Source organism: Actinomadura sp. 21ATH (assembly GCF_041951345.1).
Taxonomy (GTDB): Bacteria; Actinomycetota; Actinomycetes; order Streptosporangiales; family Streptosporangiaceae; genus Spirillospora.
The window spans coordinates 358523-372569 of record NZ_JBGNUR010000003.1; the positions used below are offsets into that span (position 1 = coordinate 358523).

General features: G+C 75.3%; 7 protein-coding genes. 1 reads left to right on the forward strand and 6 read right to left on the reverse strand.

The features are described 5' to 3' along the window. Positions 1-64: 64 nt before the first annotated feature. Complete coding sequence (locus ACA361_RS13910) at positions 65-874, reverse strand: thioesterase II family protein (RefSeq protein ID WP_375012337.1); 810 nt, start codon at positions 872-874, stop codon at positions 65-67. A 16-nt stretch (positions 875-890) separates the two neighbouring features. Continuing rightward, the gene (locus ACA361_RS13915) at positions 891-8642 is read right to left on the reverse strand and encodes an L-histidine N(alpha)-methyltransferase (protein ID WP_375012338.1); all 7752 of its coding nucleotides are present in this window, start codon (positions 8640-8642) and stop codon (positions 891-893) included. 322 nt (positions 8643-8964) lie between these two features. On the opposite strand from ACA361_RS13915, the gene ACA361_RS13920 reads away from it, so the two are divergent. Continuing rightward, entirely contained in the window at positions 8965-10011 is a 1047-nt protein-coding gene (locus ACA361_RS13920) for an LLM class F420-dependent oxidoreductase (protein WP_375012339.1), read from the forward strand. 57 nt (positions 10012-10068) lie between these two features. Here ACA361_RS13920 and ACA361_RS13925 read toward each other — a convergent pair whose 3' ends face one another. The 4 genes from ACA361_RS13925 to ACA361_RS13940 form a co-directional block, all read right to left on the reverse strand. Next, positions 10069-10989 carry a UbiA family prenyltransferase gene (locus tag ACA361_RS13925; RefSeq protein WP_375012340.1) on the reverse strand — a complete coding sequence of 307 codons (921 nt, stop codon included), beginning with the start codon at positions 10987-10989 and terminating at the stop codon, positions 10069-10071. Further along, positions 10986-12269: an FAD-dependent monooxygenase gene (locus tag ACA361_RS13930; RefSeq protein WP_375012341.1), complete on the reverse strand. Its 1284-nt coding sequence runs from the start codon at positions 12267-12269 to the stop codon at positions 10986-10988. Before ACA361_RS13930 ends, ACA361_RS13925 begins: the two co-directional genes overlap by 4 nt. After that, a complete protein-coding gene (locus tag ACA361_RS13935; protein ID WP_375012342.1) occupies positions 12263-12859 on the reverse strand; it encodes a hypothetical protein in 597 nt (198 codons plus the stop codon). The genes ACA361_RS13930 and ACA361_RS13935 overlap by 7 nt, the downstream gene beginning before the upstream one ends. A gap of 171 nt (positions 12860-13030) precedes the next feature. Then, positions 13031-14014, reverse strand: a complete 984-nt coding sequence (locus tag ACA361_RS13940) for a nucleoside hydrolase (RefSeq protein WP_375012343.1) — start codon at positions 14012-14014, stop codon at positions 13031-13033. Between the last annotated feature and the right edge of the window lie 33 nt (positions 14015-14047).

Genomic DNA, 14047 nt, shown 5'->3' on the forward strand with positions numbered 1-14047 from the left:
CCCGGGCCGGCGCTGGGGGGGGCGCGCCGGTTCGGGGGCCGCGGAACGGGCTCGCCGCGCGGTCTCACAGCGGCCTCACCTCGCGGTCACGAAGGGCGCCGGCGGCCGCGCGGACGTCGCCGATGAGCCGTTCGGCAAGGGCGGCAGCCTGCGGCAGGACGTACATGTGCGCGCCGGGGAACAGGCACGGCTCGGCCGGGGTGACGACGAGGTCGTTCCACTCGGCGAGGTGCCGGGGCGCGGTGAGCGCGTCGTCGTGCGCACCGTAGGTCGCCACGGCGATCGGCAGGGGCGGATGGTCGGCATGGCGGTACTGCAGGGCGAGGACGACGGCCGCGAGGATCGGCGTGAAGATCGGCACGAGGCGCGCCGGCTCGTCGTCGAACAGCTCCGGCGGCAGTTCGAACAGCTCGCAGATCGCGCGCCTGCCCTCGCTGAGGGTCCTGACCATGAGATGGGCGTGGTCGGCGCGGTGCGGGGCGGGGAATGCGGAGACGCCCAGCAGGAAGGGAGCGGCGCCGGCCCGCTCCAGGTGGCGGGTGGTCAGGTAGGCCAGGAGGGCGCCGACGCTGTGGCCGAAGACCGCGAACGGGCGGGGGTCGTCCTGGGCGAGGACGGCCGCGGCCATCTCCGCGCCCAGCCGCTCGCCGTCCGTGCGGAACGGTGCGTCGGCGAGGGGCCCCTGGCCGGGTATCTCCACCGCGCACAGCTCGATGTCGTCGGGCATGTGCTCGATCCACGGGAGGTAGAAGGCCGCGGCCCCCATCCCGGCGGGCGGGACGCAGTACAGGCGGACGGGCGCGTGCGGCCGGGCGGCGAGCAGCCGGATCCGGGGCCGCCGCGTCGGCGTCTCTGCTGTGGAGAGGCGGGTCATGACGGTGATCGTTCTCCTAGAGGGAGGTGGCGGACGGGGCGGCGGCGCCGACGGCGTCCGGCCGGGACTCGAGGTCGTTGCCCCGCGCCTGGGGCGGTACGGCGTCCGCCGGGACGGTCTCGTGCCCCAGCCGGACCAGGATCCGCTGGGCCAGCGCGGTAAGGTTGGGGATGCCGAGCACCTCCACCACCGCGATCTGGCAGCCGAGCTGGCGGTTGAGCAGGCTGGAGAAGTCGGCGCCCATCAGCGAGTCCAGGCCGAGCTGGTCGATGCGGCGGGTGCGGTCGATGCGGTCGGGGGTGGTCTGCAGGACCTGGGCCAGCAGGTCCGCGAGGGTGTCCTCGACCAGCTTCACGGCGTCGGTACCCGAGGTGGCGAGAGCGGTCTGGAGCTGGTCGGACCCTTCCCGCCGGCGCCGTGCGGGCACCAGGTGCGCGGTACGCGGCGCCGTGAGGGTGTGCACGATCAGGTGCACCTCCGCGAAGTCGAAGTGCCCGGTGGTGACGACGGGGATCTCCGGGCAGGTCATCGCCCGGTCCAGCTCGGCCATGGCCTGCTTCACGGGCAGCAGTTCGACGCCGCGGGTGAGGAACTCCTTGGTCGTCTCCTGCATGGTGCGGTGGACGTACCCAACGTCGTCGATGCCGCCCCACGCCACCGCCAGCGCGGCCGCCCCGGCGCGGCGCCGGTCGCGCACCATCGCCTCCAGCGCGAGGTTGGCCGCCAGGTAGGGGGCCTGGTTCGGATTGTTGACCAGCGAGGAGACGGAGGTGTAGGCGATGAAGAAGTCCAGGTCGTGCTCGCGCGTGAGCTCGTCCAGGATGAGGCCGCCGGTCATCTTCGGCGCCAGCACGCGCTCGATCTGGTCGGTGGTGAGGCTGGTGAACGGGGCGTCGTGCAGCACCATCGCGCTGTGCACGACCCCGCCCAGCGGGTGCGGCGAGGCGTCGATCTCGGCGACGATCCGCGCCATGGTGGCGGCGTCGGTGACGTCGACGGCGTGGGCGATGGCCTGGACGCCCTGGCCGGCCAGGTCGGCGAGCAGGCCGGGCGCCTCGGGGGCGGCGAGCCCGCGGCGGCCGAGCAGGGCCAGGTGGCGGGCGCCGCGGGCGGCCAGGTGCCGTGCGGTGGCCGCGCCCAGGCCGCTGAGCCCGCCGGTGATCAGATAGGTGCGGTCCGCGCGCAGTTCCGGAACGGCCTCGGCGTCCGTCCGGTGCAGCGGGACGGGCTCGCCGAAGGTCACGACGATCTTGCCGGCGTGCCGCGGCTGCTGGAGCCGGGCGAACGCCTGCTGGACGCGTGCGGCCGGGAAGGTCTGGAACGGCAGCGGCCGGTGGACGCCGCTCTCCAGGGCGTCGGCGACGTCCCGCAGGCCGCCGGCGTCCGCGGCGGTGAGGCGTTCCTGGAGGACGTCGACGGCGAAGAAGGAGCGGCCGGCGCCGAACCGCTCCAGCGGCAGCGCACCGTCCGCCGCCCCGTCATGCCCGCCGATCTCGACGAAGCGGCCCCGGGGCTTGAGGACCTCCAGGCCGCGGCGCCGCGCCTCCCCGGCCAGGCGGTTGAGGACGACGTCGACGCCATGGCCGCCGGTGAGGTCCATGACCTGGTCGGCGAAGTCCAGCGACCGCGAGTCCAGCACGGCGTGGACGCCGAGGGCGCGCAGCAGGTCCCGCTTGGCGGGAGTGCCCGCGGTGGCGATGACCCTGGCGCCGACGTGGCGGGCGTACTGCAGCGCGGCCAATCCGACGCCGCCGGCCGCGCCGTGCACCAGCAGCGTCTCGCCGGCGCGCAGCCGGGCCCGCTCGCGCAGGCACTCCTGGACGGTCAGGGACACCAGGGGCAGGGTCGCCGCCTCGGCGCTGGTCATGCCGTCGGGGATGGCGCAGGTGTTCCGGGCGGGCACGGCGACGTGCGAGGCCAGGCAGCCGGGGGCGATCCCGGCGACCCGGTCGCCGGGGGCGAGCGCGGTGACGCCGCCGCCGGTCGCGATGACGGTGCCGGCGAAGTCGAGGCCGAGGCCGCCCGCGTCCCCGCGCTCCAGGCCGAACGTCGCCGTCGTCCCCAGGGCGGCCCGCAGGTCGCGCTGGTTGAGCCCCACGGCCTCGATCTCGACGACCACCTCGCCGGGCCGCGGGGCGGGGATCGGAGCGGATCTCCAGGCCAGCCGGTAGCGGTTGCCCTGGTCCTGGAGGTCCAGGGCGTAGCCGCCGGCGTCGGACGGCCGGGTCTGCGCCGGCAGGTGGCGGGCCCGGTGGACGAACCGCCCGGGGCCGGTGAGGACGACCTCGTCCTCGGGCGAGGCGGACCGCATCTCGGCCAGCGTCTGCTCGGCCAGCCGCCGCACCGGGGCGGTGGCGGGGTCGGCGGGGGCGACGGCGATGCGCCTGACCTGGATGTCAGGGTGCTCGCTGGCCATGGTGCGGGCGGCTCCCCACGCGGCGGCGCGGGCGCCGGGCATCGCCGGCGGGTACCGGTAGTCGTCCGCGGTGGTGGTGCACACCAGCCAGACCCGCACCGCGGGCTCGTCGAGCCCCGCCTCCGGGCTCCCGCCGGGCAGCGGGCGTTCGGCGCGGGCGATCGCCTGGAGGGCGGTCATGTGGCCGAGCGCCTGCCGGGTCTGCTCGGCGGGCGGGTCGGCGGGGCGGCCGGTGCTGAGCAGCACCACGTCGACCGGTTCGCCGGCGCCGGCCAGCGCCCGCTCCCAGGCCGCGGACCACTCCTCGGGGGACGCGGCGGGCGGGACGGTCTCCGGCCGCCGGCCGTGATGGCCGGCGCCGGCGAGCACGTCGGTCAGTTCCCGCACGTACCGCCGCGCCCAGTCCGCCTCGTCCGGCGCGCCGCCGGGCGCGGCACCGGCGGAGGTCAGGTCCGCGACGACGATCCGGCCGGGGGCGCGCCCGGCCGGCGGCGGGGGCGGCGGCGCGGTCTCGCGTCCGCGCGGGGCCCGTGCGGTGAGCATGACCGACAGGTCGCGGCTCCAGGGCAGGCTGGGGTCTCCCGTCTGGACGGTGCCGGTGAAGTCGCAGTCGTGCAGGACCTCGGCCCAGTCCCCGTGCGGCAGCAGGGGGTGGTCGGGGCGCAGGCCGGTGTCGGTGGTGCCCCAGAACGAGGTCAGCAGGCCGTAGAAGGGCGCCAGCAGGGCCGGCTCGTGCGACTCCAGGACCAGCAGCTGGCCCCCGTCGGCCAGCAGGTGGGCGATCCGCCGCAGGGTGGCCTTCAGGTCGTCGGTCGCGTGCAGCATGTTGGCGGCGATGACCAGGTCGTAGGAGCCGGCGACGAAGTCCTGGTCGAGCGGGTTCCGGTTGAGGTCGAGGGGCCGGTAGTGCAGGAAGTCGTGGTCGGCGAACCGCTGGCGGGCCCGGGCGAAGAACGCGCTGGAGATGTCGGTGTAGGTGTAGTGGGTGCGTTCGGGCGGCAGGGCGTCCAGCAGCACGGCGGTGGTGCCGCCGGTGCCCGCGCCGACCTCCAGCACGCGCAGCGGGCGGTCGGCGGGGAACCGCTCGGCGATCTCGGCCACCAGCTCGCGCATGAGCCGGTTGTGGTACTGCGTGACGGGCAGCCCGTCGTAGTGGCGCTCGATCAGGGCGTCGGCCTCGGAGAACAGCAGCTCCACCGGGTCGCGGTCGCCGCGGAGCACGTCGGCCAGGTTGCGGCCGCAGACGGCCAGCGCCTGCCAGCTGATGCCCTCCGACGGGTACTCGATGACCGCGTCCTGGAGGATCGGCTCGGGGGCCGGCTCGGTGGTGAGGGTCCAGCGGCCGCCGTCCGAGGTCACGAGGCCGTGCTCGGCCGCCTCCCGGAGCATGAGCCGCAGCAGCTTGGCGTAGACGGGCTGGACGCCGGCGGCGACGAGGTCGTCGATGCCGAAGGACGTGCCCGGGGACGTGCCCGCCGGGCCGGCGGCGGGCCCGGCCAGGATCCGCTGGACGGCGGCCAGGGCGTAGTGCGCCGCCACCCTGCGTATCACCCAGCGCCCCTCCGCGTAGGAGTCCCTGTCCTGCCAGGTGTCCAGGAGCCGCCGCATCGGCTCGGCGCGGGCGGCCATCACGGCGGCCGGCGACGGCAGCGGGCTGGGCTCGGCGGGGCCGGGGAGCGGTGCCGCGCGGAGCACCTCGTCGAGCCGCTGCGGTTCGGGGAGCCGGGCGCTGCTGAAGCGTTCCAGCACCAGCCCGCACAGCTCCAGCGCCACGGCACCGCCGGCGTCCAGCATGGTCACGTCCAGCACCGCCTGCTGGGCGTTCACCTCGCGGACCCGCACATGCACCAGCCCCTGCGCCGGCACGTCGCTCCAGCAGCGGACGGTGGCGACGGCCTTGGGCAGGTAGGCGAGCGACCTTTCGGCGGCGCGCATCACCGCCGGCAGGCACGCCTGGATCGCCCCGTCCAGGACGGTCGGATGCGCCACGTGGCCCGGCTGGGGATCGACCGCCATCGTGTACTCGGCCAGGACCTCCCGGTCGTCGTGGCGCATGCCGGTGAGCGGCTGGAAGGCCGGGCCGTAGAACAGGCTCGTCCGTGCGCAGATGGCGTAGTGCTCGTCGACGGGCACCGATTCGGTCAGCCGCGCCCGCAGCGCCGGGACGTCGACCGCCGGCGGCCGCGGCCGCAGCAGCCGGCGGACCCGCCCGCGGACGTGGTCGGACCAGCCTGAGCCCGCGCCGGTGCGGGCGGCGGTGGTGAACGAGCCCGCCCGGTCGACGGCGGTGTGCAGCCGGACGTTCATGTCCGGGTCGTCGAACGGCAGGGTCAGCGCGCGCAGGATCGTCAGCCGGTCGATCTCCACCGGGCCGTCGTGGACCTGCCGCCCGGCGGCCAGCGCCATGTCGATGAACGCGGCGGCCGGCATGACCACCGCCTCGCCGACCTTGTGGTCCTGGAGGTAGGCCAGCGGAGCGTGCTCGATCCGGTGCGTCCAGACCGGCTCGGGGCCGGTGTCCCGCCGGCCCAGCAGCGGGTGCGGCGCCGGGCCGGTCTCCGCGGCGTCCTCGTCGCGGGACTCCTCCAGCCACCAGCTCGTGTCGCCGTTCCAGTGCCGGTCCCGCTGCCACGGGTAGGCGGGCAGGTCGACGACCCGCCGGGGGGCCGGGAACAGGCGGTCCCAGTCCAGCTCGGCCCCCGCCGCGATCACGGTGGCGGTCGCGGTGTCCAGCGCCGCCGCTCCCCGGCCGGTGCGCGAGAGGGTGCCGGTCACCGCCGCGGCCGTTCCGTCGTGGTCCGCGGTGGCCGAGACGGCGGTGAGGACGCGCCGCAGGTACGTCGACAGGACCGGATGCGGCCCGACCTCCACCAGGACGTCGCAGCCCAGCCCCTGGGGCTCCCCGCCCTGCTGCTCGGGGCCGCCGCCGGTGGCGGGCACCGCGGTCAGGAGCGCGACGGCCTCGGCGAACCGGACGGGCTCGCGGATGTTCCGCCACCAGTAGAGCGCGTCGAGCCGCGGGCCGTCCGCCGGCCGGCCGGTGACCGTCGAGACCAGCGGGATGCGGCCGGGAGCGGCGTCCAGGCCGTCCAGGGCGTCGAGCAGGTCGTCGCGGGCCGGGTCCATGGCCGGGCTGTGGAAGGCGTAGTCCAGACCCAGGTCGCGGAAGAAGACGCCCTCCTCCTTGAGGGCGTTGCCCAGGCCGGCCAGTGCCTCGGCGCTGCCGGCCAGGGTGACGTCCTGCGGGCTGTTGACGCCCGCGACGGTGAGCAGGTCCGACAGGCCCTCGGCGGCCAGGCGCCGTTCGGCGTCGGCGGGGGCGAGCCCGACGGCGGCCATCCGGCCGGCGCCCGCGGTGGTGGCCTGGGCCGCGCTGCGTTCGGCGATCACCCGGCAGGCCGCCGCGCGGTCCAGGATCCCGGCGCAGTAGGCGGCGGCGACCTCGCCGACGCTGTGCCCGGTGACCGCGGCGGGACGCACGCCCCGCGCGGCCAGCGCGGCCACCACGCCGGCCTGGACGGCGAACAGCATCGGCTGCGCGACCTCGGTACGGTCCCACCGCATCGGATCGGGGCCGGTCATCTCGGCCAGCACCGACCAGCCCAGCCGCGGCGCCAGCTCGGCGTCGACGGCGGCCACCTCGGCGGCGAACGCCGGGTCGGCGTCCAGCAGGTCGCGGCCCATCCCGGCCCACTGCGAGCCGTTGCCGCTGAACACGAAGCCGACCTTGCCGCGGCCGGCACCGGCCGCCGCCGCGCCGCCGTCGACCTCCTCACCCTGCGCCAGGGCCGACAGCTTCCGCGCCGCTTCCTGGGCGTCGCCGGCCAGCACCGCCATGCGATGCGGGTGGCGGCCGCGGCGGAGCGTGGCGGTGTACGCGGTGTCGTGGAACTCCTGATCGGGGGTCTGGGTCAGCCAGTCGGCCCACTCGCGGGCCGCGGCGGCCAGTGCCCGCGGCGACCGCGCCGACACCAGCACCGGCAGCGTCGCGGGCCGTTCGCCGTGCTCCCGCACCGCCGGTTCCCCGGCCTGGGGGTCGGGGACGGCCAGGACCACATGCCCGTTGGCGCCGCCGAAGCCGAACGAGTTGACCCCGGCGATCCGGCGGGCGTCAGCGGGCAGCGTCCGCGGCGCGGTGACCGGCTCCAGGCCGAGGCCGTCGAAGTCGATGGCGGGGTTGAGCCGGTCGGCGTGCAGCGTGGCGGGGATCTGCCCGTTGCGCAGCACCAGCAGGGCCTTCAGCACCCCGGCCATGCCCGCGCCCGCCTCCATGTGCCCGATGTTGGACTTGATCGAGCCGATCGGGAGCGGCGCCCCGGTCCGGCGGCGGCCCAGCGTCTCGCCGATGGCCCGGCACTCGATCGGGTCGCCGACCGGGGTGCCGGTCCCGTGCGCCTCGACGTAGCAGACGTCGTCGGCCTCGATCCCCGCCTCCGCGTAGACGCGTTCCAGCAGGGACGCCTGCGTGCGCGCCCCCGGAACGGTCAGGCTGCTGGTCCGGCCGTCGGCGTTGACGCCGCTGGCCAGCACGAGCCCGTGCACGCGGTCGCCGTCGCGCAGCGCCGCCGCGTACGGCTTGAGCACCAGCACGCCCGCGCCCTCGGCCCGGACGAACCCGTCGGCGTTCGCCGAGAACGGCTGGCAGCGGCCCGACGGCGACCCCATCGACGCCGCGGAGAAGGCGATGAACCCGAGCGGGCACGCCATGAGGTTGACGGCACCGGCCAGCGCCAGCGGGCTGCGCCCCGTCCGCAGCGCCTCGCACGCCTGGTGGATCGCCGTCAGCGACGACGAGCAGGCCGTGTCGAGGGCGAACGAGGGGCCGCTCACGTCGAGGAAGTAGGAGACCCGGTTCGCCGCGTTGCAGGCGAAGTTCCCCGACATGGTGTAGGCGCTGATCGTCCGCGGCCGCTGGTTCTGCAGCGTCTCGTAATCGTGGCCCGACAGACCCATGATCACCGCCGCGTCGCCGCCGGCCAGGGAGTCCATGTCGATCGCGGCGTCGTCCAGCGCCTCGACGGCGCACTCCAGCAGCAGCCGGTGCTGCGGGTCGAGCCGGGACGCCTCCTTGGGCGAGATCCCGAAGAAGTCCGCGTCGAACAGCGAGATGTCCTGGTCCAGGAACCCGCCGTCGTCGGTGTAGGCCTTGCCGGGACGGCCCTTCACGGGGTCGAGGATCGCGCCGCTGTCGAACCGGTCGGCGGGCACCTTCCCGACCAGGTCCCGGCCCTCGCGCAGGGCCTCCCACAGCCCGTCCAGCGTGGCGATCCCGCCGGGCAGCCGGAGCCCGACGCCCACCACCGCGATCGCGTCCATCGGCCATTCGCCCGCGCCCGCACCGTTCACTGCCATTGCGCTCCCTCTGTGGTCGTGTCCGCCCGTCGGCCGTGGCCGGCCCGCAAGCCGCCCAGAGCCCTCACGTAAAGTAGTCATCCGATTTCGCTCCGCGATATACCGTGGTAGGTAGATCGGCATGCCGTGCGGCGGGGGTGGCTCTGGCGGCCGAGAACTCGCGGCGGAGCGGTGCCGCTGCTACCTCCCCGGCGCCGATCTGGCCGTACGGCCAGACAAGGGTCGCCGCGGGTACTGGACGGCGTTCCGCCGGCCCGGCCGCCGAGAGTCGTGACCTTACGGTCGCCTCATATCCACTTCGGCAAGCAGAAAGGGCTACTGGATGCGCATCGGGATGGCGCTCAGTTACGCGGGCGATTCCAAGGAGACCCTGAACGAGCTGGCTGACTACGAGAGGGCCGGCCTCGACATCGTCTTCGTCGCGGAGACCTACAGCTTCGACGCGGTGAGCCATCTGGGCTACATCGCGGCCAAGACCGAGCGGCTGGAGATCGCCTCCGGCATCCTGCCGATCTACACGCGCACCCCCGCCCTGACGGCGATGACCGCGGCCGGGCTGGACTCGCTCTCCGAAGGCCGCTTCACCCTGGGGCTGGGCGCCTCCGGCCCGCAGGTCATCGAGGGCCTCCACGGCGTGCCGTTCGACGCTCCGCTCGGCCGTACCCGCGAGGTCATCGAGATCTGCCGCAAGATCTGGCGGCACGAGCGCCTCCAGTACCGGGGCCGCTACTACAACGCGCCGCTGCCCAAGGACCAGGGCACCGGGCTGGGCAAGCCCCTGAACATCGTCCGTCCCCCCGTACGGGCCAGCATCCCCGTCCTGGTGGCGGCGATCGGCCCCAAGAACGTCGAGATGACCGCCGAGATCGCCAACGGCTGGCAGCCGATCTTCTACATCCCCGAGAGGGCCGCCGACGTCTGGGGCGACGCCCTCGCCGCCGGCAAGGCCAGGCGCGACCCGGGCCTCGGCCCGCTGGACGTGGTGGCCCTGGCCCCGCTGGCCATCGGCGACGACGTGAAGGGCTACCTGGAGTTCGGCCGCCCGATGGCCGCCCTGTTCATCGGCGGCATGGGCGCCAAGGGCAAGAACTTCTACAACGACCTCGCCCGCCGGTACGGCTTCGAGAAGGAGGCCGAGGAGATCCAGGACCTCTACCTGAGCGGGAACACCAAGGAGGCCGCCGCCCGGATCCCGGCCGAGCTGCTGGAGAAGACCTCGCTGATCGGCTCCGAGGGCCACGTCCGCGAGCGGCTGGCCGCCATGAAGGAGTCCGGCATCACCACCGTCAACGTCTCCCCGATCGCCGGTGACCACAAGAGCCGCCTCGAACTGATCGAGAAGATCAAGAAGATGGCCGCGGACCTCTGACGCAGCGCCGCCCGCCCGCGCCGACCGATGGAGCCGGCGCGGGCGGGCGGTCCGCCGTCAGGCCCCGGAGAGGGCGTGCGCGGTGAGGACTCCGGCCAGCACGAGCACGGGGTGGAGGCTGGTCACGTTGAACACCGCCTGAGCGGTCGCGGGGTCCGGCCGGCGCACCAGCCGCAGCCCGGCGGCGACGAGGAGGCAGCCCGCGAGGACGGCGGCGCCCAGGCCGATCGCGCCGGTGACCGGGAACGCGACGGCCATCAGCGCGGCGCCGGCGGCCGCGGCCACCGCCAGCGCGGCGCAGGACCAGGCGGCGCAGGCGCTCCGGCCGTGCACGACCGCGACGGTGGCGATGCCGAGCCGGGCGTCCTCCTCGGTGTCGGCCAGATCGTTGGGCAGGTTGCGGCCGCCGATCTCCCAGGCCGCCAGCCACACGGCGAGCAGAGCCAGCCGGGGCGGGTCGATGTCCGCGCCGACCGCGAACCATCCCGTGCAGCCCCACAGGCTGACCGCCGCCCCGAGCAGCAGCGTCTTGTACGGGGTGACGGTGGCCAGCCGGGAGTACGCCGCGCCCAGCAGCAGCGCCGCGGCGAACAGCGCCGTGCAGACCCATCCGAGGGCCACCGACAGGACCAGGGCGGCCAGCCCGAGGCCCGCCGTCCACAGCACGCCCGACGCCAGCGGCAGCAGGCCCTGCGCCACCGGGTGGCGGGCGCCGGCCGTGTCGAGGTCGAAGCCCTCGTGCGACCGCAGATGCCGGAAGCGCGGCCGGTCGAGCCGGAGGTCGAGCAGGTCGTGGAACCCGAACCCGGCCGGCAGCGCGGTCACGGCGAACGCCATCAGCAGCCCGAGCCGTTCCGCCGATGGCTCCGGAAGGGCGACGAGCGCCGCGACCAGGGGCTGGGCGGTGCTCATCAGCGCCTGGGTGCCGCGGGAGAACCCGTACAGCGATCGGGCGGTGGCCGCGACGGCCGCCATCATGCGCGCCCCGTCCGCGCGAGGCCGGCCGGACGCGGGCGGGGCAGCGGCCGGGCCGGCGCCAGGCCGGAGGGGAGCGGCAGCGGCGGGGCGGCGTCGGGGTGCCGGCCCGAGCCGCCGTACTGGTGGGCGAAGGCGACCGCGCCGGGCGTGGGGCGTGCCAGGTCCTGCACGCGCCGCAGCTTCAGATCCAGCAGGAAGCGCTCGTCCCGCCCGCCCTCGGGCAGGTGCAGCAGGTGCAGCAGCCGGTCGGAGAAGTCCTGGACGCTCCACGCCTCGGCGAGGCGACGGGCGCCATAGCCGTCCACGCCGGCCGGGTCGCCGTCGCGGTACCAGGAGATCAGCGAGGCGGCGGCGTCGGCGGCGTCGCTGACGGCGAGGTTCATGCCCTTGGCGCCGCTGGGGGTGAGCAGGTGCGCGGCGTCCCCGGCCAGCAGCGTACGTCCGTACCGCACCGTGCGCGCGACGCTGCCGCGCATGCGCAGCACGCCGGTCTCCCTGACCGTTCCGACGGCCGGGAGCCCGGGGGCGGCCTCCCCCATGCGGACGGCCAGCTGCTCGCGGATCCGCGCCCCGGTCCAGACCCGCGGCGGCTGCCCGGCGGGGATCTGCAGGTAGAGGCGGGCCTGGTGGCCGGCGCGGGGCATCATCCCGGCGAAGCCGCCGGGGTGGATGGCGTACACGACCGCCTCGACGGGGCGCGCGACCTCGGCCAGGACGGTGAGCCAGTCGTAGGGGTACCGGTAGGCGGCCTGCCGCGCGGCGCGGGCGCCCGGCGGCCGCGCCGCCACTCCGTACGGGCCGTCGCACGCCACGACGAAGTCGCAGGCGACCCGCAGACCCTCGCACTCGATGACCGGCCGCGGCCCGGCCGGATCGAGCACCGCCGTCGCGCGCCGCTGGAAGCGCGGGCCCGCGCCGAGTCGCTCCAGGGTCGCTATGAGATCGCGGACGAGGAACTGCTGCGGGTAGACCCAATGGCCGAACCCGCCCGACAGCGCGCCGTACTCCACGTTCACCCGCTCGCCCTGGCAGGCGAACTCGCACCGGCCGTGCCGGATCGCCTCCGCCAGCAGCCGGTCCGCCAGGCCGCAGGCGTGCAGGTACTCCACCACGCGATGCTCCAGCAGCCCGGCGCGCGGCCGCCGCTCGACGTGCTCGCGCCGCCGCTGCTCCACCACGCACACGTCGATGCCGGCCTGTGCCAGCACGGCCGCGGTCACCAGGCCGGCGGGCCCGGCGCCGATGACGCCGACCTGGGCCGACACGCTGGACGTCACCACGCGTCCTCCCGTCCCGGCGCCACGGTCCGCGCGTCGACCAGCCGGGGATTGAACGACTCGCAGACCACCGCCAGGGGACGCGACCGGTGCCGCAGGACGTAGCACCGGAACGCCGCCGGCCCGCCGGCCCAGAACGCCTCACCGGAACCGGCGTCGGCCAGCGTGCGGCGGCATCCCAGGCCGGCCGCCTGGAGCGCCTGCCCGAGCGGGACGTCGCCGCGCAGGCAGGCCAGGGCCTCCTCCGGAACGCCGGGCCCGGCGACGACGACGTTGGCGGACCAGACGCGCCCGCCCGGCCCCGCCAGGAGGGACCGGCGCAGCAGCAGCGGAACGTCGCCGGGGCCCTGCTCCAGCAGTTCCGCCGCCCCCGCCGGTGCCCGCGAGCGCGGCACCCGGCCGTGCTCCGCCTCCAGCACGCGCATCGGCCCGCCCGCCCACGCCTGCAGCGACGTGGTGGTCAGCCCGTCACCGGCCAGCAGCAGTCGCGTGGCCGGGGAGGCGAAGCGCGCGATCCGCGCGGCGATGTCCGCTCCGGCGCGCCGGCGGAACCGCACCCTCCCCGGCACGTCCTCCTTGAGAAGCGTCTCCAACGTCCCCTTGCCTCCTCTGAGGCTCGAAGCACCGGTGAGATGCCACTCCGCACCGATCCACGACCCTCACAGACGGTAAGAGATCGGCTACGTTAAGTCCCTGACCGTCCAGGTCTCAGCCTCCTGCCCCGGCGGCAAGGACTCACGAACTCCGGGGCGGGCGCGCGCTTCCTACAGGGAGCGGACGGCCGCCAGCAGGCGGTCCTGGAACGTCGTGACATCGCTGCCGACGGCGACCCTGACCGGGCGCCGGTGGTCCTCGGCGGGAAGGGAACGGGCGTCCCACACGGTCGTTCCGCGGGTCAGCTCCCCGCGCAGCTCCACCCGTACGGGACGTTCGACGTAGGTCCCGAGCTCCGGCCGCACGGCCAGCATGGCGGCCAGCGCGTCGTGGATGACGGCGCCGCGGCGCTTGAGCGTCGGGGTGTAGGCCGTGACGTAGAACTCCAGGATCCGGGTGGCGAAGCGGGCGGCGTCCGAGTCGTGGGCGGCGAGGCCGTCCAGCCACCGGTCGTCCACGGCGGTCGGGTGGGTGGCGTCCAGCGGGACGAGCACCACCGGCCAGTCGGCGGCGAACACCAGGTCGGCGGCCTCGGGGTCGTGCCAGATGTTGGCCTCGGCGTGGGTGGTGATGTTGCCGGGGTGATCGAACGCGCCGCCCATGACGACGACCTCGCGGACCAGCGCCGGCAGCTCGGGGTCCAGCAGGAGCGCCGCGCCGAGGTTGGTGAGCGGGCCGGTCGCCAGCAGCGTCACCTCGCCCGGACGCGACCGGGCCAGCCGGACGATCTGCGCGGCCGCGGACTCGGCGACCGGCCGCCCCGCCGGCTCCGGCAGCCCGATGTCGCCGAGGCCGTCGGCGCCGTGCCAGTCCGCCGCGTAGTGAACGTCCTGCGCCATGGGCCGGCTCGCGCCGACCGCGACCGGCACGCCTGCCTCGCCTGCCTCGCCCGCCTCGCCCGCCTCGGCACCCTTGATACCGACCAGTTCGAGGACGCGCAGGGTGTTGAGCGCGCCGGTACGCGCGTCCACGTTGCCGTGGACGGTGCCGACCCCGATCAGTTCCGCCTCGCCCGCCCGCACGAGGGAGGCCAGGTAGAGCAGGGTGATCGCATCGTCGATCCCGGTGTCGCAGTCGAACAGGATGGTGGACATGAGCCTCCTCGGGGAGCTGGGGGGCTGGGGACG